21 protein-coding genes are annotated in these 18,662 nt (G+C 71.1%); 13 read left to right on the top strand and 8 right to left on the bottom strand.

Translation table 11 applies throughout. From position 1 onward, the window contains the following. Nucleotides 1-44 precede the first annotated feature (44 nt). Nucleotides 45-1,340: a glycoside hydrolase family 10 protein gene (locus ACFYP5_RS14150; RefSeq protein ID WP_389034877.1), complete on the top strand. Its 1,296-nt coding sequence runs from the start codon at nucleotides 45-47 to the stop codon at nucleotides 1,338-1,340. A 63-nt stretch (nucleotides 1,341-1,403) separates the two neighbouring features. Here ACFYP5_RS14150 and ACFYP5_RS14145 read toward each other — a convergent pair whose 3' ends face one another. Together ACFYP5_RS14145 and ACFYP5_RS14140 are read right to left on the bottom strand one after the other, a co-directional pair. After that, complete coding sequence (locus ACFYP5_RS14145; RefSeq protein ID WP_389034875.1) at nucleotides 1,404-1,616, bottom strand: DUF1918 domain-containing protein; 213 nt, start codon at nucleotides 1,614-1,616, stop codon at nucleotides 1,404-1,406. 74 nt (nucleotides 1,617-1,690) lie between these two features. Beyond that, entirely contained in the window at nucleotides 1,691-2,608 is a 918-nt protein-coding gene (locus ACFYP5_RS14140; RefSeq protein ID WP_389034872.1) for a DMT family transporter, read from the bottom strand. Here ACFYP5_RS14140 and ACFYP5_RS14135 point away from each other — a divergent pair. From ACFYP5_RS14135 to ACFYP5_RS14120, 4 genes are all read left to right on the top strand, one after another. Continuing rightward, on the top strand, nucleotides 2,607-4,088 hold the full coding sequence (locus ACFYP5_RS14135; protein ID WP_389034869.1) for a PLP-dependent aminotransferase family protein: 1,482 nt from the start codon (nucleotides 2,607-2,609) through the stop codon (nucleotides 4,086-4,088). The genes ACFYP5_RS14140 and ACFYP5_RS14135 overlap by 2 nt on opposite strands. Then, complete coding sequence (locus ACFYP5_RS14130) at nucleotides 4,081-4,527, top strand: GNAT family N-acetyltransferase (RefSeq protein WP_389034866.1); 447 nt, start codon at nucleotides 4,081-4,083, stop codon at nucleotides 4,525-4,527. The genes ACFYP5_RS14135 and ACFYP5_RS14130 overlap by 8 nt, the downstream gene beginning before the upstream one ends. A 48-nt stretch (nucleotides 4,528-4,575) precedes the next feature. Continuing rightward, entirely contained in the window at nucleotides 4,576-5,151 is a 576-nt protein-coding gene (locus tag ACFYP5_RS14125; RefSeq protein WP_389034863.1) for a histidine phosphatase family protein, read from the top strand. 114 nt (nucleotides 5,152-5,265) lie between these two features. Continuing rightward, a complete protein-coding gene (locus ACFYP5_RS14120; RefSeq protein ID WP_389034861.1) occupies nucleotides 5,266-6,417 on the top strand; it encodes a serine hydrolase domain-containing protein in 1,152 nt (383 codons plus the stop codon). Between the two features lie 144 nt (nucleotides 6,418-6,561). On the opposite strand, the gene ACFYP5_RS14115 is transcribed toward ACFYP5_RS14120, so the two are convergent. The 3 genes from ACFYP5_RS14115 to ACFYP5_RS14105 form a co-directional block, all read right to left on the bottom strand. Beyond that, complete coding sequence (locus ACFYP5_RS14115) at nucleotides 6,562-6,753, bottom strand: DUF1059 domain-containing protein (protein ID WP_389034859.1); 192 nt, start codon at nucleotides 6,751-6,753, stop codon at nucleotides 6,562-6,564. Nucleotides 6,754-6,802: 49 nt separating this feature from the next. After that, nucleotides 6,803-7,543 carry a Clp protease N-terminal domain-containing protein gene (locus ACFYP5_RS14110; protein WP_389034856.1) on the bottom strand — a complete coding sequence of 247 codons (741 nt, stop codon included), beginning with the start codon at nucleotides 7,541-7,543 and terminating at the stop codon, nucleotides 6,803-6,805. Between the two features lie 228 nt (nucleotides 7,544-7,771). Further along, entirely contained in the window at nucleotides 7,772-8,269 is a 498-nt protein-coding gene (locus tag ACFYP5_RS14105) for a peptidylprolyl isomerase (protein ID WP_389034853.1), read from the bottom strand. 312 nt (nucleotides 8,270-8,581) lie between these two features. Between ACFYP5_RS14105 and ACFYP5_RS14100 the strand changes: the two genes are divergently transcribed. The 7 genes from ACFYP5_RS14100 to ACFYP5_RS14070 all read left to right on the top strand — a co-directional run bounded on the left by ACFYP5_RS14100 (nucleotide 8,582) and on the right by ACFYP5_RS14070 (nucleotide 15,665). After that, complete coding sequence (locus ACFYP5_RS14100; protein ID WP_389034851.1) at nucleotides 8,582-9,664, top strand: hypothetical protein; 1,083 nt, start codon at nucleotides 8,582-8,584, stop codon at nucleotides 9,662-9,664. A gap of 175 nt (nucleotides 9,665-9,839) precedes the next feature. After that, nucleotides 9,840-10,736, top strand: coding sequence for a GNAT family N-acetyltransferase (locus ACFYP5_RS14095; RefSeq protein WP_389034848.1), 897 nt, complete (start codon nucleotides 9,840-9,842; stop codon nucleotides 10,734-10,736). A gap of 77 nt (nucleotides 10,737-10,813) precedes the next feature. After that, the gene (gene argC, locus ACFYP5_RS14090; RefSeq protein WP_389034846.1) at nucleotides 10,814-11,842 is read left to right on the top strand and encodes an N-acetyl-gamma-glutamyl-phosphate reductase; all 1,029 of its coding nucleotides are present in this window, start codon (nucleotides 10,814-10,816) and stop codon (nucleotides 11,840-11,842) included. Beyond that, complete coding sequence (gene argJ, locus ACFYP5_RS14085) at nucleotides 11,839-12,993, top strand: bifunctional glutamate N-acetyltransferase/amino-acid acetyltransferase ArgJ (protein WP_389034844.1); 1,155 nt, start codon at nucleotides 11,839-11,841, stop codon at nucleotides 12,991-12,993. The genes argC and argJ overlap by 4 nt, the downstream gene beginning before the upstream one ends. Then, nucleotides 12,990-13,910, top strand: coding sequence for an acetylglutamate kinase (argB, locus tag ACFYP5_RS14080; RefSeq protein WP_030968605.1), 921 nt, complete (start codon nucleotides 12,990-12,992; stop codon nucleotides 13,908-13,910). Before argJ ends, argB begins: the two co-directional genes overlap by 4 nt. Next, the gene (locus tag ACFYP5_RS14075) at nucleotides 13,907-15,118 is read left to right on the top strand and encodes an acetylornithine transaminase (RefSeq protein ID WP_389034841.1); all 1,212 of its coding nucleotides are present in this window, start codon (nucleotides 13,907-13,909) and stop codon (nucleotides 15,116-15,118) included. The genes argB and ACFYP5_RS14075 overlap by 4 nt, the downstream gene beginning before the upstream one ends. 10 nt (nucleotides 15,119-15,128) lie before the next feature. Next, nucleotides 15,129-15,665 carry an arginine repressor gene (locus tag ACFYP5_RS14070; protein WP_030918639.1) on the top strand — a complete coding sequence of 179 codons (537 nt, stop codon included), beginning with the start codon at nucleotides 15,129-15,131 and terminating at the stop codon, nucleotides 15,663-15,665. A gap of 18 nt (nucleotides 15,666-15,683) precedes the next feature. Here ACFYP5_RS14070 and ACFYP5_RS14065 read toward each other — a convergent pair whose 3' ends face one another. The 3 genes from ACFYP5_RS14065 to ACFYP5_RS14055 form a co-directional block, all read right to left on the bottom strand. After that, complete coding sequence (locus ACFYP5_RS14065; protein ID WP_389034839.1) at nucleotides 15,684-16,385, bottom strand: L,D-transpeptidase; 702 nt, start codon at nucleotides 16,383-16,385, stop codon at nucleotides 15,684-15,686. Nucleotides 16,386-16,448: 63 nt separating this feature from the next. Beyond that, a complete protein-coding gene (locus ACFYP5_RS14060; protein WP_389034837.1) occupies nucleotides 16,449-17,039 on the bottom strand; it encodes a pyridoxamine 5'-phosphate oxidase family protein in 591 nt (196 codons plus the stop codon). A 42-nt stretch (nucleotides 17,040-17,081) separates the two neighbouring features. Continuing rightward, entirely contained in the window at nucleotides 17,082-17,240 is a 159-nt protein-coding gene (locus ACFYP5_RS14055; RefSeq protein WP_389034834.1) for a hypothetical protein, read from the bottom strand. 170 nt (nucleotides 17,241-17,410) lie between these two features. On the opposite strand from ACFYP5_RS14055, the gene ACFYP5_RS14050 reads away from it, so the two are divergent. Beyond that, nucleotides 17,411-18,604 (top strand): argininosuccinate synthase, encoded by a 1,194-nt coding sequence (locus ACFYP5_RS14050; protein ID WP_389034832.1) that lies wholly within the window; start codon nucleotides 17,411-17,413, stop codon nucleotides 18,602-18,604. Nucleotides 18,605-18,662 lie beyond the last annotated feature (58 nt).

The raw sequence follows: 18,662 nt of genomic DNA, 5'->3' as shown, positions 1-18,662 counted from the left end.
ACAGGGTGATGAATGAGGACACAGAGACGGCAGGTGGCAACGGAATGCGGCAAATCGCCCGAAGGGGCTTTGTGGCGGGTGCGGCCGGAGTGGTCGCGGGGGTAGTTGCAGGAACCGCGGGGGCGGGTGAGGCCGTGGCCGTACCGCAGACTGTTCCGAGGGCCCGGACAGGCGCGTCGTCCGAGCAGCAGGCCCGTTCCCACTCCGTCGCCCGGCGTGAGCTGCGCGGCATGTGGGTCGCCACCGTGGCGAACATCGACTGGCCGTCCGCGCCCGGCCTGACGGTGGCGGAGCAGCAGGCCGAGCTGATCGCCTACCTCGACGAGGCGGTCGACCGGCGGCTGAACGCCGTGATCCTCCAGGTCCGCCCGACCGCCGACGCGTTCTGGCCGTCGCCCTACGAGCCGTGGGCCCAGTACCTCACCGGGGTCCAGGGCCAGGATCCCGGCTGGGACCCGCTGGGCACGGCCGTCCGCGAGGCGCACCGGCGCGGCCTCGAACTGCACGCCTGGTTCAACCCGTACCGGGTCGCCAACCACACCGACCCGTCCCGACTGATCCCCACCCACCCCGCACGGCTGCATCCCGACTGGGTCCTGCCGTACGGCGGGAAGCTCTACTACAACCCCGGACTGCCCGAGGTCCGCCGCTTCGTCCAGGACGCCATGCTCGACGCGGTCCGCCGCTATGACATCGACGCCGTCCACTGGGACGACTACTTCTACCCGTACCCGGTAGCCGGACAGGTCTTCGACGACGACGCCACGTACGCGAAGTACGGCGCGAACTTCCCTGACAAGGCCGCCTGGCGCCGCGACAACACCGACAAGCTGGTGCGCGAGACCGCCGAGCGGATCAAGAAGATCAAGAAGAACGTCCAGTTCGGGATCAGCCCGTTCGGAGTCTGGCGCAACGCCGCGACCGACCCGCTCGGCTCGGACACCAAGGCGGGTGTGCAGACCTACGACGATCTGCACGCGGACACCCGCGGCTGGGTCAAGAAGGGCTGGATCGACTACATCTGCCCGCAGATCTACTGGAACATCGGCTTCGCCGCCGCCGACTACGCCAAGCTGCTGCCCTGGTGGGACGACGTCGTACGGGGCACCGGCGTCGATCTCTTCGTCGGAGAGGCGCTCTACAAGGCAGGCGACCCGGCCCAGCCGGCCGCCTGGCAGGACCCGGCCGAACTCTCCCGCCATCTCGACTTCGCTGCCGCCTACGACCAGGTCCGCGGCCATGTCTACTTCTCGGGCAAGGACGTCGTGACCGATCGGATCGGCACGATGGCCCAGGTGGTCGCCGACCACTACCGCCACAGGGTGCGCCCTCCTCGCTGACCCCGAGGGGCCGGAGGGAGCGCACCTCGTGTGGTGCGGTCGGGGATGGTCCGCCCGGGGGCCCTACGGGGTCTCCGGGCCCCGGTGCCGGACCACGGTGTGCTGGACGACGGCGTCGGGACCTGGTGAAACCAGGTGTTCGTGTCCGTCGTCGGAGCGGACACGGTACGGGGGAGCGCCCCCGGCACCGAGCACTTCGACGATCTCTGCGACCCTGTCGTGCTGTCCCACGGTCCTGCCGTGCGTCAGCAGCCGGTCGCCCGGGTGTGCCTCCATCGGGAGTGACCTCCTCACGGGTGGCGGTCCTTGTCGACAAGTCTATGACCGGACGCCCTTGCCCACCGGACGGGCTACCGCCTGGCCCCCGAACGCTGGGTGGCCGCGATGCAGACGAGCACGGCCACCGCCGCCACCGGCGCGGCCGCCGAGACCTCCTCGCCGAGCAGCAGGAACGACCACACCAGGGTCAGCAGCGGCTGCGCCAGCTGAAGCTGGCTGGCCCGCGGAACACCGATCTCCGCCATGCCGCGGTACCAGACGTACAGGCCGACGAAGGTCGAACCCGCCGCCACCCACACCAGGCCGATGACCCCGTGTGCGTTCAGCCGCACCGGCTCGAAGGGGAGCGCGACCGCCGCGCCCGCCACCATCAGCGGCGCCGCGAGGACCAGCGCCCAGCCGATCACCTGCCAGCCCGGCATCACCCCCGCCAGCCTGCCGCCCTCCGTGTACCCCGCCGCGCACACCAGCAGCGCGCCGAACAGATACAGATCGCCCGCGGACAGCGCGCCGCCGCTCTGCTGCACCGTGAAGGCGATGACCACGGCCGCCCCGGCCAGCGCCGCGATCCAGAACGTACGTGGCGGGCGCGTCCCGGTCCGCAGCGACGAGAGCACCGCCGTGGTCAGCGGCAGCAGCCCCACCACGACCGCCGCGTGCGATGACGTGGAGGTCTGCAGGGCCAGTGTCGTCAGCAGCGGGAAGCCGATCACCACACCGCCCGCGACGACCGCGAGCCCGCTCCAGTGGCGGCGGTCGGGTACCGGGACCCGACCCGCGAGCAGCACCCAGCCCGCGATCAGCGCGGCGAGCAGGCTGCGCAAGGTCACCAGCGACCAGGGGCCGAAGCTCTCCAGCCCCCAGACGGTGGACGGGAACGTCAGTGAGAAGGCGACCACGCCCAGTCCGGCGAGAAGAGTGCCGCTCCTGCCCGCCGACGGGGCAACCGCTATCGATGTCGATCGGGTAGCGCTATCCTGTGCTGTCATGCAAGAGCGTAGCAGCGTTGCCGGGCTGGCCAGTTCCCTCCGAGGTGAGTTGAACCGCTACTCGCCAGGTGGGAAGCTGCCGTCGAGCCGGGCCCTCGTGGAGCGCTTCCGGGTCAGCCCCGTGACCGTCTCCCGGGCCATCGCGCAGCTCGCCGCCGAGGGGCTCGTCGTCACCCGTCCCGGCTCCGGCGCCTTCCGGGCGCAGCCCCGTACCGACGCATCACCGCCCGGCGACACCTCCTGGCAGGAGATCTCCCTCAGCGGCGACGGTGGCCCCGAGGTCGTGCCCCGTACCGTCGACGCGTCCGGTGTCCTGGTCACCCTCGCCGCACCGCCGCCCGGCGTCATCGAACTGAACGGCGGCTACCTCCACCCCTCGCTCCAGCCCGAACGGGCACTCGCCGCGGCCCTCGCCCGGGCCGGCCGACGCCCCGGCGCCTGGGGCCGCCCGCCCACCGACGGCCTCACCGAACTGCGCGCCTGGTTCGCCCGCGAGATCGGGCCGTCGCTCACCGCCGCCGACGTGCTGATCACCGCGGGCGGGCAGAGCGCCCTGGCCACCGCCCTGCGCGCCCTCGCCCCGCCGGGCGCCCCCGTCCTCGTCGAATCGCCCACCTACCCGGGCATGCTGGCGGCCGCCCGCGCCACCGGACTGCGGCCGGTCCCGGTGCCGGTCGACGCCGACGGGGTGCGACCCGATCTGCTCGCCGCAGCCTTCCGGGCCACCGGCGCCCGCGTCTTGGTCTGCCAGCCGCTCTTCCAGAACCCGACGGGTGCGGTCCTCGCCCCGGACCGGCGCGGCGAGGTCGTCCGGATCGCCCGCGAAGCGGGGGCCTTCGTCGTCGAGGACGACTTCGCCCGCCGTCTCGTCCATGACGACGCGGGCCCGTTGCCGGTTCCGCTGGCCGCCGACGACCCCGACGGCGTCGTCGTGCACGTCTGCTCCCTCACCAAGATCACCTCACCCAGCCTGCGGGTGGGTGCGCTGGCCGCCCGCGGGCCGGTCCTGGAACGGCTGCGTGCCCTCCATGTCGTCGACAACTTCTTCGTCCCCCGCCCACTCCAGGAAGCCGCCCTGGAACTGGTCGGCTCCCCGGCCTGGGGTCACCATCTGCGGTCCGTACCGGTGGAGCTGAAGAAACGGCGGACCGCCATGACGGCCGCGCTGCGGCTGGAACTGCCCGGCTTCTCGCTCCCGCACATTCCCGCGGGCGGCGGCAGCCTCTGGCTGCGGCTGCCGGACGCCGCAACGAGCGCCGACGAAGCGGCGCTCGTCTCGGCCGCGCTGCTCGCGGGCGTGGCGATCGCGCCGGGCCGTCCGTACTACTGCGCCGAACCTCCGTCCGCCCAGGTGCGGCTGAGCTTCGCCGCGGTCGCCGGAACGGGCGAGATCGCCGAGGGCGTGCGGCGACTGCGCGCCGCCTGCGACAAACTCTTCGCCGCGCCCGGACCGCACCACCTATCCTCCGGACATGACTGACAGCCCCCGGCAGCGTTACGAGATCTCGTCCGATCCGGCCCGGCTGGACCCGGCCCGCATCCACCGCTGGCTCTCCACCGACGCCTACTGGGCCCTCGGCCGTACCCGCGAGAAGCAGGACCTGGCCATCGCCGGATCGCTCAACTTCGGCGCGTACGACACCGCTTCGGGGGGCCAGGTCGGCTACGCCCGGGTGGTGACGGACCACGCCACCTTCGCCTGGCTCTGCGATGTGTACGTCGACCGGCCGGCCCGCGGTCACGGTCTGGGCACCCGGCTCGCCGGCGCCGTGCGGGACCACCTCGCCCCTACCGGTATCCGCCGGCTCACGCTCGCCACCGACGACGCCCACGGGGTCTACGAGAAGGTCGGCTTCAAGCCGCTGAGGAACCCCGAGAAGTGGATGTACCTCCGGCTCGACGCCGTCGGATCCGTCTGACGAGGGGAGCCCTTGACCTGGGCGGCGATCCGCTCCACGATCTCCGCCATGAGTGTTCGAGTCTCGCTCGTCGCCGCGGCGCGCAGCTCCTCACTGCTCGCCGAGCGCTTCGACGACGACCGGCCGCTCGACCAGGCCGGCTGGCACGAGGTGCAGCTCGCCGCGCAGGCCCTGGTGCCCCTGGGCGCCGCCGAACTGCGCTACTGCTCGCCGACGGCACGCAGCCGCGCCACCGGGGAGGCGCTCGGTTACGCGCCGATGGCCCAACCGGCCCTGCGCGACTGCGACATGGGCCGCTGGCGCGGCTTGACCCTCTCCGATGTGGCGGCCCGGGAACCGGCCGCGGTGGACGCCTGGCTCGCCGACCCGCGCTCGGCCCCGCACGGCGGCGAACCCCTGCTCGCGTTCATCACGCGGATAGGGGGCTGGCTGGACACCCGCCCCGCCAGCGAGGGTTCGATCGTCGCCGTCGCGGAGCCGGCCGTCGTCCGGGCCGCCCTCGTCTACGCGCTGGGGGCGCCGCCCTCGACGTACTGGAACGTCGACGTCCGCCCGCTCTCCACCGTCACGCTCACCGGCCTGCCGGGCCGCTGGAGCCTGCGCCTCGAGGCGGGCCCCCGCTGATCCGGTGAACCGTCCCGCCATGAGGGTGCCCGACATCTTCCCGCCGGTCCGACCAGTCGGTATGTTGCCCCTCGACCCTGCACCACCAGGCATGCCCAGGCGAGGGAGGCCACCGTGCCGCAGATCCACGGCCACTGCGACGACCGATTTTCAGGTGTGCGCGCCGCATTCGAAGCGAATTTCGGGGAGCGTGACGAACTCGGCGCGGCCGTCACCGTCCTGGTCGGCGGGGAACCCGTGGCCGACCTCTGGGGCGGCTGGGCCGACGAGGCCCGTACCCGCCCCTGGGAACGGGAGACCCTGGTCAACGTCTGGTCCACCAGCAAGGGCCCGACCGCGCTCTGCGCCCACATCCTCGCCGACCGGGGGCTGCTCGACCTCGACGCGCCCGTCGCCACGTACTGGCCGGAATTCGCCGCAGCCGGCAAGGAAGCCGTTCTCGTACGCCATCTGCTCTCGCACCGCTCGGGCGTGGCCGGGCTGCGTGAGCCGCACAGTCTGGCCGATCTGTACGACTGGGAGGTGACCACCACCCGGCTGGCGGCGACCGAGCCGTGGTGGGAGCCCGGAACCCGGTCGGGATACCACGCGCTCTCGTACGGCTTCCTGGTCGGTGAGGTCATCCGCCGGATCACCGGACTGCTGCCGGGGGAGTTCCTCCGGCAGGAGGTCACCGGACCGCTCGGCATCGACTTCACCATCGGGCTTCCGGAGAAGGAGGCGGACCGCGTCGCGGAGCTCGTCGTGCCGAAGTCCGCCGCGGGCGAGCAGGCGGCGCTTTTCGCCCGGATGGCGCCGGTGGCCGTCGCTTCGCTGCTCAACCCGCCCACCGGTGCGCCCGCAGCCAACACACCCGAGTGGCGGGCCGCCGAGATCCCTGCGGCGAACGGCCACGGCACCGCCCGCGCCGTCGCCGCGCTGTACGGGATCTTCGCCGGCCGGGGCCGGCTCGGCGACCGGCGGATCCTCTCCGAGGAGGCCGCCGAGCGGGCCCGCGAGGGTCAGGGCAGCTGCCGGGACCTGGTGCTCGGCATCGGCTTCGACCACGAGACGGAGATCGCCCTCGGCCTGTGGCTGAGCGGCCCACAGGGTTCGTACGGCCCCAACCCACGCGCTTTCGGTCACGACGGTGCGGGCGGATCCTGCGGTCTCGCCGACCCGGAGGCAGGCGTCGCCCTGGGATACGTCATGAACCGGATGGGCCCGCGCATCGCCGACGACCCGCGCAAGATGGCGCTGATCGAGGCGGTGTACGAGGCGCTCTGACGCGTCGGCCGGGCCGGTTCCCCGGCCCGGCCGTGAGGTCGCTTCACAAGTGTCGGGCACTGGGCCCTCGGCGTGGGCCACGAGGAGACGTGGGCCGCGGCGGGCTCGTGTGTGCGTGTGTCTGTTCGGGGTGCGGGGTGCGGTTCAGGCGAGCTGGATGGGCTCGTCCCGCAGTCCGGCCCCGGTCTGCTCCCGGATTTCCCGGTCGTCCGCGTGACCGTGCACCGACACGGCCAGATCACTGGTGGCGCGGACCACTTCCTCCGGCTCACCGGAGAGGGCAAGGGTGCATTTCGTCTCGCTGGGGTACTCCTGGCAGTCGGTGACCTTCCGCATGAGGCACCTCCTTGCTCCCCTCCACTCTATTGCGACCGTTCGCGCCGGGTCAGTCCTCCTGGCGTGCGCCGGCGGCGAGCATGACGGCCTCGGCGAGGCCGGTCTCCGCGGTCGCCTTGTCGATGCCCAGCCCGCTCAGCACGCCCGAGCCGTCCTCGTGCTCCAGCAGGGCGAGCAGGATGTGCTCCGTGCCCACGTAGTTGTGGCCCATCCGCAGGGCCTCCCGGAACGTCAGCTCGAGCACCTTGCGGGCCCCGGCGTCGTACGGGATGAGCTCCGGGGGCTCGTCGCCCGCGGGCGGCAGCGCCGCGGTCGCGGCCTGGCGGACGGAGTCCAGCGCGATGCCCTGCGCCTTGATGTATGCCGCGGCGAGCCCGTCCGGCTCGCTGAGCAGCCCGAGTGCCAGGTGCTCGGGCAGGATCTCGTCGTTGCCTGCGGCGCGGGCCTCGTTCTGCGCGGCCATCACGACGTTCCGCGCCCGCGGGGTGAACCGGCTGAACCCCTGACCGGGGTCGAGGTCCGACGGCTCGCCGGGAGCCTTGGCGACGAAGCGCTTCTGGGCCGCCTGCCGGGTGACCCCCATGCTCTTGCCGATCTCCGTCCAGGAGGCTCCGGAGCGCCGGGCCTGGTCGACGAAGTGGCCGATCAGGTGGTCGGCCACGTCACCGAGGTGGTCCGCGGCGATGACCGCGTCCGAGAGCTGTTCGAGAGCGTCCGAGTGGACATTCTTGATGGCCTCGATCAGGTCGTCGAGCCGGACCGGGTTCGTCATGCGTACGGGTTTCGTCATGTGTCAACCGTAGGTTGACGGTCGTGTGGTGTCAACCATCGGTTGACACTGCATGGAAGGTGGAAGGTGTGCGCAGACGCACGGAGCGCGCCGGACCGGCAGGTGGCCGGCCCGACGCGCTCGGGTGCGGTTCGCGAGGAGAGGTGCGGTGTCGCGTCAGGAGGGGGCCGGGAGCTGTGGTCCGTCCCGGCCCGGCGCCTCAGGTGCGCCCGCGAATCCCGCGTGCGGTCAGAGGACGCCGCAGTCGGCGATGGTGACCTTCGCCCGGGTCTTGCCGCTCTGCGAGCCGTAGCCCTCGATCTTCTTGACCAGGTCCATGCTCTCCTGGCCGTCGACCTCGCCGAACACGACGTGCTTGCCGTCCAGCCACGAGGTCACGATCGTGGTGATGAAGAACTGCGAGCCGTTGCTGTTCGGGCCCGCGTTCGCCATCGAGAGCAGACCGGGCTTGTTGTGCGTGAGCTTGAAGTTCTCGTCGGCGAACTTCTCGCCGTAGATGCTCTTGCCACCGCGGCCGTCGCCGCTGGTGAAGTCGCCACCCTGGAGCATGAAGTCGGGGATGACCCGGTGGAAGGAAGAGCCCTTGTAGCCGAAGCCCTTCTCGCCGGTCGCCAGCGCGCGGAAGTTCTCCGTGGTCTTCGGGACCACGTCGTCGAACAGGTTGAACGTGATCCGCCCGGCGGGCTCGTCATTGATGGTGATGTCGAAAAAAACCTTGGTCGTCATGGTTCCATCCTGACATCCGGGCTGTCGGTCACCACCGCACGGGGTGGCCCGAGGGTCCGATCGCCCGGGGCGACCAGGCGGGCCGGAAGCGGGATCCCTGCGGGCGGAGGCGGCAGAATGAGCTGACGCAGCATCAGAAGAGCTTGCACGGAACCCCTTTGCCTCGCCCGGGATCGCGGTCCACACTGATGTGTCGCGCACGGCCACCGCTCCCCCTCCCGCATCCCACCGCGGGTGTGACCGGTGTGTGCACACCCAGCCCCGCGAGACGGTGCCCCACCCCCGGCTCCACCTCACCGGTCAAGGACGCCCATGCGACGTTCCACCTTCATCACCCGGGCCCTCGGCAGCACCGCTCTGGTCTGCGCCGCCGTGGCCCTGTCCCTGGTCTTCGTGCGCCACGACGCCCCCGCCCCGCGCTGGGACATGGCCGGCGCGCTCGGGGCGGCCGTCGTCACCGCCGGAGCGTGGGCGCTCGCCTGCCGTACGGCGCCGCCGCTCGGCGCCGCGCCGTCCGGCGGGGGAGAACGGCCACCGCTGCCGCGCCGGCTCCCGCTGCCCGCCCGTGACGTGGGCCGGGCGACCGGAACCGTCCTCCTTGTCCTGACCCCGCTCGTCCTGACCCGGCTGGCCGCCGGTTCGGGCGGGGTGCTCTCCGGATTGCTGATCATCCTGGTCTTCCTCGTGACGGTGAAAACCCTCGCCTTCGCTCGCCGCAGGGCCGGCCAGGGTGAGACGCGCAGCAAGTTCCGCGTACTGGCGGACGACGCCATGCGGGGCGAGCTCCATGCCGTGCGTGTCAGGGTCGGTGAACCCGTCCGGATGCGCTACCTCCGGCGTGGCGGCAAGCCGGGCGAACTCGACGTCACTCAGTACCACTGGCTCGTCCTCCAGGACGGCGAACGTGCGATCAGGCTCGGCAGTGCCCCCGAGGAGGTGGGCCGGGCGGTCCTGCGCCTCGGCGGTCAGGAAGGCTGGCTCTGCTGGCCCCAGCGGTGGAAGCTGATCGAGGCGGAGCTGCCCGCGGCATTCGTCTCCGACGGCGGCGAGGTGCTCATGGGGCTCACGGACCCGGACGAGGCGCGCCCGTACCTGACCGGACCACACCCTCCGTCGTCCGAGCGCGCGGTCCGGCGATTGCCCCGCACCGCCAAGTTCGCCGCACCTGTCCACACCCGGATTCTCGGCGGCGTCCTGCTCGCCGCCCTGCTCATCGCGCCCGTCCTCTACTTCGGCCCCGACCGGCTGCCGGCCGTTCTCGACTGGCTCCTGTGCGTCTCGGCGGCGGCGACCCTGGTCGTCCTCGCGCTGCGCGGTTCGGGAGAGGCGAGCCGGGCGCTGCCCGAAGGGCTGTCCTGGACGGTGGAGGAGGAGTCGGACCCGTCGATCGCGTGACGTCGCTGGGGGTGCGACCGGGCTCCGTACGCGACCTGCGCGGCCGGGCGCGTCGCCCGTCTCCGTGACACCGTGGGGCCGCCTCGGCCGACCGCGTCCCTGCAGGTCTTCGGCCGTCCTGGTCGCCCCACGCACCCGCATTGCCCCGTCCTTATTGCCTGACTAAAGTCAGAGAATGACGGAGCAGGTGGAGCAGGTGCGGCGCTTCAACCGGACGGTCGCCGAGCGTGTGGGGGTGCTGCATGACCGGTATCTGGGCGGCTCACGCCCCTACGGGCAGGCCCGGCTGCTCTGGCAGATCGGCGACGAGGGCACGGACGACGTCCGCAGCCTGCGGGCCCGGCTCGGCCTCGACTCCGGCTACGTGAGCCGGCTGCTGCGCGCGCTTGAGCGTGACGGCCTCGTCGCCCTCGAGCCCCACCCTGGCGACCGGCGGGTACGCACCGTGCGACTGACCGAGGCCGGGCGGGAGGAGCGCGCTCTTCTCGACGACCGCAGTGACGCACTCGCCGCATCGCTCCTCGACCCGCTCGATGCCGGGCAGCGGGACCGGCTGACCTCGGCCATGGCGGAGGTCGAGCGACTGCTGACGGCTTCGGTGGTCTCCCTGGAAGTGCTCGATCCCGGCCACCCGGACGCCGCGCGCTGCCTGCGGTCGTACGCCGTCGAACTGCAAGAGCTCTTCGACGGCGGCTTCGACCCCGCAAACAGCTTGCTGCCCGACCCGGGCGAACTGCGCATGCCACGCGGCCTGTTCCTCGTCGCCCGGCTGCACGGCGAGCCGGTGGGCTGCGCCGGGCTCAAGCTGCCGGCCGGAGCCCCCGCAGAGATCAAACGGCTGTGGGTCAGCCCCCGTGTCAGAGGGCTCGGCTTGGCCCGGCGTCTCCTGGCCGACCTTGAGGAACGCGCCGCCCGGCACGGCAGCGACCTGGTGCGACTCGACACCAACAGAGCCCTGGAAGCGGCCACCCGCCTCTACCGCGCCGGCGGGTACACCGAGGTCCCCGCCTTCAACGACGAGCCCTACGCCCACCACTGGTTCGAAAAGCGACTCACCGGCGGAGCGCGGTAGAAACGAAGACTTCGTTGCGAGCTTTGCATAAAACTGCAGCGATGCGTATAGTCATGCCATCGACGAGGAGGATTTCGATGCCGGTACGTGCAGCGGTAGCAGGAGCGAGCGGATACGCCGGCGGGGAACTGCTGCGTCTGCTGCTGGTTCATCCCGAGATCGAGATCGGCGCCCTCACCGGCAACACCAACGCGGGGCAGAGGCTCGGCACCCTGCAGCCCCATCTACGGCCGCTCGCCGACCGGGTGCTGCAGCCGACGACCGCCGAGGTCCTCGCCGGGCACGACGTCGTCTTTCTCGCTCTGCCGCACGGGCAGTCCGCCGCCGTCGCGCAGCAGCTCGGTGACGAGGTGCTCGTCGTCGACATGGGCGCCGACTTCCGGCTGACGGACGCCGCCGACTGGGAGAAGTTCTACGGGTCGCCGCACGCCGGGACCTGGCCCTACGGGCTCCCCGAACTGCCCGGTGCCCGCGCCGCGCTGGCGGGGTCCAAGCGGATCGCGGTGCCCGGCTGCTACCCGACGGCCGTCTCCCTCGCGCTCTTCCCGGCGTACACGGCCCAGCTCGCCGAGCCCGAGGCCGTGATCGTCGCCGCGTCCGGTACCTCCGGGGCGGGCAAGGCGGCCAAGCCGCATCTGCTCGGTTCCGAGGTGATGGGCAACATGTCCCCGTACGGCGTCGGCGGTGTCCACAGGCACACCCCGGAAATGATCCAGAACCTCAGCGCCGCGGCCGGCGAGCCGGTCACGGTCTCCTTCACGCCGACCCTGGCGCCGATGCCCCGCGGCATCCTCGCCACGTGCAGCGCGAAGGCGAAGCCGGGTGTGAGTGCCGAGTCGGTTCGTACCGCGTACGAGAAGGCGTTCGCCGAGGAACCGTTCGTCGATCTCCTCCCCGAGGGGGAGTGGCCCGCCACAGCGTCCGTCTACGGTTCCAACGCCGTACAGATTCAGGTCGCCTACGACGAGGCGGCAGGCCGGATCATCGTCATCAGCGCCATCGACAACCTTGCCAAGGGCACCGCCGGCGGCGCCCTGCAGAGCATGAACATCGCCCTCGGACTCCCCGAGGACACTGGTCTTTCCACGATCGGAGTGGCACCGTGAGCGTCACGGCAGCACAGGGGTTCTCAGCGGCGGGTATCGCCGCGGGGATCAAGGAGAGCGGCAACCCGGATCTGGCCCTCGTGGTCAACAACGGGCCGCGCCGCGCCGCCGCGGGAGTCTTCACCTCCAACCGCGTGAAGGCCGCCCCCGTCCTCTGGTCGGAGCAGGTCCTCAAGGGCGGCGAAGTCACCGCCGTCGTTCTCAACTCCGGTGGCGCCAACGCCTGTACCGGCCCGCAGGGCTTCCAGGACACCCACGCCACCGCCGAGAAGGCCGCCGAGGTGCTCGTCGGCCACAGCGCCGGTGAGATCGCCGTCGCCTCGACCGGGCTGATCGGCACGCTGCTCCCGATGGACAAGCTGCTGCCCGGTATCGAGACCGCCGCCGCGGCGCTGAGCGAGCACGGCGGCGAGAAGGCCGCCATCGCGATCAAGACCACGGACACCGTCCACAAGACCGCCGTCGCGGACGGCAAGGGCTGGACCGTCGGCGGCATGGCCAAGGGCGCGGGCATGCTCGCGCCGGGACTGGCCACCATGCTGGTCGTCCTCACCACCGACGCCGATGTGGACGCGGCCGGTCTCGACTCCGCGCTGCGCGCCGCCACCCGCACCACCTTCGACCGGGTCGACTCCGACGGCTGCATGTCGACCAACGACACCGTGCTGCTGCTGGCCTCCGGTGCGAGCGGTGTCACCCCGGAGCACGGCGAGTTCGCGGAGGCCGTTCGGACCGTCTGCGCCGACCTGGCCCGGCAGCTGATCGGTGACGCCGAGGGTGCCTCGAAGGACATCCGGATCGAGGTCATCAACGCCGCGACCGAGGACGACGCCGTCGAGGTGGGCCGCTCCATCGCGCGTAACAACCTCCTCAAATGCGCCATCCACGGCGAGGACCCAAACTGGGGCCGGGTCCTCTCCGCGATCGGAACGACGAAGGCGGCCTTCGAGCCCGACCAGCTGAACGTCGCCATCAACGGCGTCTGGGTCTGCAAGAACGGCGGCGTCGGCGAGGACCGCGACCTCGTCGACATGCGCTTCCGGGAGGTCGAGATCACCGCCGACCTGGCCACCGGAACCGAGTCCGCCGTCATCTGGGCCAACGACCTCACCGCGGACTACGTCCACGAGAACAGCGCGTACAGCTCATGAGTGCGGCACGGAAACACACCGCACTCCCGAAGGCGGAGATCCTCATCGAGGCGCTGCCCTGGCTGACCCGGCACAACGGCAAGACCGTCGTCATCAAGTTCGGCGGCAACGCCATGATCGACGAGGAACTGAAGGCGGCCTTCGCCCAGGACGTCGTCTTCCTGCGGCAGGCCGGCCTCAAGCCCGTTGTCGTGCACGGTGGTGGCCCGCAGATCAGTGCCCAGCTCGACAAGCAGGGCCTGGTCAGTGAGTTCAAGGCCGGGCTGCGCGTCACCACGCCCGAGGCGATGGACGTCGTACGGATGGTGCTGGCCGGACAGGTCCAGCGTGAGCTCGTCGGCCTGCTCAACCAGCACGGCCCGCTCGCCGTAGGCATGACCGGCGAGGACGCCCACACCATCACCGCCACCCGGCACCGCCCCACCATCGACGGCGAACTCGTCGACATCGGGCGGGTCGGCGAGATCACCGCGATCGACACCGGGGCCATCCAGGCGCTGCTCGACGACGGCCGGATCCCGGTCGTCTCCTCCATCGCGCGCTCCGCCGACGACAACCACGTCTACAACGTCAACGCCGACACCGCGGCCGCCGCACTCGCCGCCGCGCTGAACGCCGAGACGCTGATGGTCCTCACCGACGTCGAGGGCCTCTACGAGGACTGGCCCAACAGCGACGACGTGATCAGCAGGCTCACCGCGACCGAGCTGGAGAAGCTGCTGCCGGAGCTGTCCAGCGGCATGGTCCCGAAGATGCAGGGCTGCCTGCACGCCGTACGCAACGGTGTCGAGACCGCCCGTGTCATCGACGGCCGGGTCCAGCACTCGATCCTGCTGGAGATCTTCACCGACGAAGGCATCGGCACGATGGTCGTGCCCGACGCAGCCGACGTACCCGACGCACAGGGGGAAGCATGACCAACGCCGAGCTTTCGCAGCGCTGGCAGGGCTCGCTCATGGACAACTACGGCACCCCGCAGCTCTCCCTGGTCCGCGGCGAAGGCGCCCGTGTGTGGGACGCCGACGGCACCGAGTACCTCGACTTCGTCGGTGGCATCGCGGTGAACGCGCTGGGCCACGCCCACCCCGCCGTCGTCGAGGCCGTCTCCACCCAGGTCGCCTCGCTGGGCCATGTCTCCAACCTTTTCATCGCCGAACCGCCCGTCGTGCTCGCCGAACGGCTCCTCCAGCTCTTCGGCCGGACCGGCCGCGTCTACTTCTCCAACTCGGGCGCCGAGGCCAACGAGGCCGCCTTCAAGATCGGCCGGCTCACCGGGCGGACCCATATGGTCGCCACCGCCGGCGGCTTCCACGGCCGGACCATGGGCGCGCTCGCCCTCACCGGCCAGCCGAAGAAGCGGGAGCCCTTCCTTCCGCTGCCCGGTGACGTCACACATGTGCCGTACGGCGATGCCGACGCCCTCCGGGCCGCGGTGACCACCGACACCGCGCTGGTGATCATCGAGCCCATCCAGGGTGAGAACGGAGTGGTCGTCCCGCCCAAGGGCTATCTGGAGGCCGCCCGGGAGATCACCCGGGCCACCGGCACCCTGCTCGTCCTCGACGAGGTGCAGACCGGTATCGGCCGGTGCGGCCAGTGGTTCGAGCACCAGTCCCACCAGGGCGTCGAGCCCGACATCGTCACCCTCGCCAAGGGGCTCGGCGGCGGTCTGCCGATCGGCGCGACCGTCGCCTTCGGCGCGACGGCCGACCTGCTGAAGCCCGGCCAGCACGGCACGACGTTCGGCGGCAACCCGATCGCCTGCGCCGCCGGTCTCGCCGTTCTGGACACGCTCGCCGCGGGCGGCGCCCTGGACCGGGTGAAGCGGCTCGGCGAGAGGATCCGGGACGGTGTCGAAGCCCTGGGGCACCCATTGGTCTCCCACGTCCGTGGCTCAGGTCTCTTGCTGGGTATCGTGCTCACCGAGCCCCTTGCGCCGCAGGTGCAACAGGCGGCTCAGGGAGCCGGACTCCTGGTGAACGTGCCCGCCCCCGATGTCGTACGGCTCATGCCGCCGCTGATCATCGGTGACGCAGAGGTGGACGCGTTCCTGGCGGCACTGTCCGGCGCTCTCGACGCGGCACACGGGGACGGACGATCCGGAGAGAAGCGCTCCGGAGAATGAGGCGACGACGATGACCGAGGCGCAGGAATCCGAGTTCGGCGGGCCGTCCGTGCCGCAGACCCGCACGGCACGCCACCGCCGGATCGTGGACATCCTGAACCGGCTGCCGGTGCGTTCGCAGAGCCAGTTGGCGAAGCTCCTGGCCGACGACGGCCTGAGCGTCACCCAGGCGACGCTCTCCCGCGATCTGGATGAACTGGGCGCGGTGAAGATCCGCAACACCGGCGGCGAGCTGATCTACGCCGTGCCGAGCGAAGGTGGCTTCCGCACCCCGCAGGCACCGCTCGGCGAGTCCGCCAAGGAGGAGCGGATGCGGCGCCTCTCCTCCGAACTGCTCATCTCGGCGGAGGCCTCGGCCAACCTCGTGGTGCTGCGTACGCCCCCGGGCGCGGCCCAGTTCCTGGCCTCGGCCATCGACCAGGCGGAGCTGCACGACGTCCTCGGCACCATCGCGGGCGACGACACCCTGATGCTGATCAGCCGGGACCCGGCGGGCGGTCAGGGGCTCGCCGACCACCTGCTGCGGCTGGCGCAGAACGGTCGCTGAGCGGTCCGGAGAGACGGATCAGTAACGGGTGATCGCGGTCGTGCCCGAGTGGGTCCCGATCGCGATATGCGGGCGGCGGGCCGGGTCCGCCCAGGCCAGGATCCGGTCCATCGAGGGCGCCGGTACCGAGACACAGCCGGCGGTCGCACCGCTTCCGTTCACATGCAGGAAGATGCCCGCACCCCGCCCGCGCACCGGCCGGTCGTAGTTGAACCCGATGACCAGTGCGCGGGCGTACTGCTTCGGGTACGCGACCAGATGCTCGGCATCGCCGGCCCCGCAGTCCGCGGGCAGCGGCTCCACCCAGCGGTTGTAGTCGCGCGCCGCATTGTCCTGGCACCACCACGACCGGTCGCCGACCCTGCGGTACGGATAGCGGGTCCCGGCAGGGACCGCTTCGACGCCGAAGGCGTATGGCAGGTCGTACAGACCGGTGGGCGTGGTGTCCGTGCCCTGGACCCGCTTGTCCCCCTCGGTCAGCCCCTTCGCCCCGAACCGGGCCGGCGCGGACCCGGCCCGTACCCACGTCCCCGACTGCAGGCTCCACCAGGTGACGGTGCCCGTGGTGGATCCTGTGCCGGGCGCCTCGGCCGTGATCAGCTGCGAGCCGCCGCCCGTGTCGGCCAGCCGCTCCGGGAGCGGGGGCGTATCGGCGGGGCGGGCCGCCGACGAACCCACGAGGGCGAGCAGAACCGACCCGGTCACCAGAGATGTGCGCATGGACCGGACGGTAGACCCGACGGCCCGGCCCACCGGGCACCGTACTCCGTTCGGTCCAGTGGCTCAGTCCACGGTTGGCATCACGGGCAGCGGGAGCGGCAGTCCCGGCAGCCCGTCGATGCTCGTCGCGATGTTCTCCTTCTTGCCGAAGTACTCGCTGAGCGAGGTGTCGTCCTCGCGCGCGAAGCGCTGGGCGTGCAGCGGCCGGTCCTCCTCGTAGGACAGGTACGGCACCCCGAACCCGCAGGTGTCCCGGATCAGCTCGGCCGTCACCACGACGATCGCGCGCAGCCCGTGCGGGGCCGGGTCGACGGGAAACCGGCCGAGCAGTCCCGGGAACCGCGGATCGTCACGGAAGACCGGCTCGCCGCGGCCGTGCACCCGCACGATGTTCGGCGGCCCCTGGAAGGCACACCACATCAGAGTGATGCGACCGTTCTCCCGGAGATGGGCGACGGTCTCCGCATTGCTCCCGGCGAAGTCCAGATAGGCCACGGTCAGCTCGTCGAGGACCGCGAAGGAGCCGCTGACACCCTTGGGGGAGAGGTTGATCGTGCCGTCGCCGCCCAGTGGGGCGGTCGCGGTGAAGAAGATGTGCTGTTCTTCGATGAAGGTCCTGAGCCGTCCGTCGATACGTGCGTAGGTCTTTCCCATGCGGCGATTATCGGCGCCGGTGCGGCGCGCGGCAGGGGCATTTCAGCCTGCGGGCCACCGCTGCCGGACCGTCGCGCGGACATGGGCTCGCAGGAGCCGCTCCGCCGCCACACGCAGCGCACGTGGCTGGTCCGCCCCGGTCCTGACGAGCAGCCACTCGTGCGGTATCCGGTCGGCGTCCGGCAGCAGTGCCTGCGTCACGGCCCGGACGACGGCTGGTGGGGGGGCACGGACGGCCGCACGGTGTCCGGGCCTGGCATTTTCGGTCCGGGCTCGAGCGTTCGGGTGAGCCGTTCACCAGTAGCTTTGACAAACCATACAGAGGACTGCATAGTTATACCCAACAGTGATTGCACCGTAAGGAGAAACCCGTGACCGAGCGCGTCGTACTCGCCTACTCGGGCGGCCTGGACACCTCCGTCGCCATCGGCTGGATCGCCGAGGAGACGGGCGCCGAGGTCATCGCCGTTGCCGTGGATGTCGGCCAGGGCGGCGAGGACCTGGACGTCATCCGTAAGCGCGCGCTCGCCTGCGGTGCCGTCGAGGCCGAGGTCGCGGACGCCAAGGACGAGTTCGCCGAGGAGTACTGTCTCCCGGCGATCAAGGCCAACGCCCTCTACATGGACCGCTACCCGCTGGTGTCGGCCCTCTCCCGGCCGACCATCGTCAAGCATCTCGTCGCCGCCGCCAAGAAGCACGACGCCGGCATCGTCGCCCACGGCTGCACCGGCAAGGGCAACGACCAGGTCCGCTTCGAGGCCGGCATCTCCGCGCTCGGCCCCGACCTCAAGTGCATCGCCCCGGTCCGTGACTACGCGATGACCCGGGACAAGGCGATCGCCTTCTGCGAGGAGAAGAACCTCCCGATCGCGACCACCAAGAAGTCCCCGTACTCGATCGACCAGAACGTCTTCGGGCGCGCCGTCGAGACGGGCTTCCTGGAGGACATCTGGAACGCCCCGATCGAGGACATCTACGAGTACACCCAGAACCCGGCCACCCCGCGCGAGGCCGACGAGGTCGTCATCTCCTTCAAGGAGGGCGTCCCGGTCGCCATCGACGGCAGGCCCGTCACCGTCCTCCAGGCGATCCAGCAGCTCAACGAGCGGGCCGGCGCTCAGGGCATCGGCCGGATCGACATGGTCGAGGACCGGCTCGTCGGCATCAAGTCCCGCGAGGTGTACGAGGCCCCCGGCGCGATCGCACTGATCACCGCCCACCAGGAGCTGGAGAACGTCACCGTCGAGCGCGAGCTGGCCCGCTACAAGCGGCAGGTCGAGCAGCGCTGGGGCGAGATGGTCTACGACGGCCTGTGGTTCTCCCCGCTCAAGCGCGCCCTGGACGGCTTCATCAACGAGGCCAACCAGCATGTCACCGGCGACATCCGGATGACGCTGCACGCCGGCCGCGCCGTCGTCACCGGCCGGAAGTCCAGCGAGTCGCTGTACGACTTCAACCTCGCCACCTACGACTCGGGCGACACCTTCGACCAGTCCAAGGCGCAGGGCTTCATCGAGATCTTCGGCCTTTCGTCGAAGATCGCCGCCAAGCGTGACCTGGCCTGACGCCACCCCGTTTACGTCACCGCCTCCCCGTTCCTCCGCGGCGGGGAGGCGGTCGCAC

Source organism: Streptomyces sp. NPDC005262, from assembly GCF_042872425.1.
Taxonomy (GTDB): domain Bacteria; phylum Actinomycetota; class Actinomycetes; order Streptomycetales; family Streptomycetaceae; genus Streptomyces.
The sequence above is the reverse complement of the archived record's forward strand: the minus strand, read 5'-3'. Positions and strand labels throughout refer to the sequence as shown.

Coding starts and splice junctions, on each gene's coding strand:
- ACFYP5_RS14150 (WP_389034877.1), top strand. CDS start 45: ATGCGGCAAATCGCCCGAAGGGGCTTTGTGGCGGGTGCGGCCGGAGTG.
- ACFYP5_RS14145 (WP_389034875.1), bottom strand. CDS start 1,616: ATGGAGGCACACCCGGGCGACCGGCTGCTGACGCACGGCAGGACCGTG.
- ACFYP5_RS14135 (WP_389034869.1), top strand. CDS start 2,607: ATGCAAGAGCGTAGCAGCGTTGCCGGGCTGGCCAGTTCCCTCCGAGGT.
- ACFYP5_RS14140 (WP_389034872.1), bottom strand. CDS start 2,608: ATGACAGCACAGGATAGCGCTACCCGATCGACATCGATAGCGGTTGCC.
- ACFYP5_RS14130 (WP_389034866.1), top strand. CDS start 4,081: ATGACTGACAGCCCCCGGCAGCGTTACGAGATCTCGTCCGATCCGGCC.
- ACFYP5_RS14125 (WP_389034863.1), top strand. CDS start 4,576: ATGAGTGTTCGAGTCTCGCTCGTCGCCGCGGCGCGCAGCTCCTCACTG.
- ACFYP5_RS14115 (WP_389034859.1), bottom strand. CDS start 6,753: ATGCGGAAGGTCACCGACTGCCAGGAGTACCCCAGCGAGACGAAATGC.
- ACFYP5_RS14110 (WP_389034856.1), bottom strand. CDS start 7,543: ATGACGAAACCCGTACGCATGACGAACCCGGTCCGGCTCGACGACCTG.
- ACFYP5_RS14105 (WP_389034853.1), bottom strand. CDS start 8,269: ATGACGACCAAGGTTTTTTTCGACATCACCATCAATGACGAGCCCGCC.
- ACFYP5_RS14100 (WP_389034851.1), top strand. CDS start 8,582: ATGCGACGTTCCACCTTCATCACCCGGGCCCTCGGCAGCACCGCTCTG.
- ACFYP5_RS14095 (WP_389034848.1), top strand. CDS start 9,840: ATGACGGAGCAGGTGGAGCAGGTGCGGCGCTTCAACCGGACGGTCGCC.
- argC (WP_389034846.1), top strand. CDS start 10,814: ATGCCGGTACGTGCAGCGGTAGCAGGAGCGAGCGGATACGCCGGCGGG.
- argB (WP_030968605.1), top strand. CDS start 12,990: ATGAGTGCGGCACGGAAACACACCGCACTCCCGAAGGCGGAGATCCTC.
- ACFYP5_RS14075 (WP_389034841.1), top strand. CDS start 13,907: ATGACCAACGCCGAGCTTTCGCAGCGCTGGCAGGGCTCGCTCATGGAC.
- ACFYP5_RS14070 (WP_030918639.1), top strand. CDS start 15,129: ATGACCGAGGCGCAGGAATCCGAGTTCGGCGGGCCGTCCGTGCCGCAG.
- ACFYP5_RS14065 (WP_389034839.1), bottom strand. CDS start 16,385: ATGCGCACATCTCTGGTGACCGGGTCGGTTCTGCTCGCCCTCGTGGGT.
- ACFYP5_RS14060 (WP_389034837.1), bottom strand. CDS start 17,039: ATGGGAAAGACCTACGCACGTATCGACGGACGGCTCAGGACCTTCATC.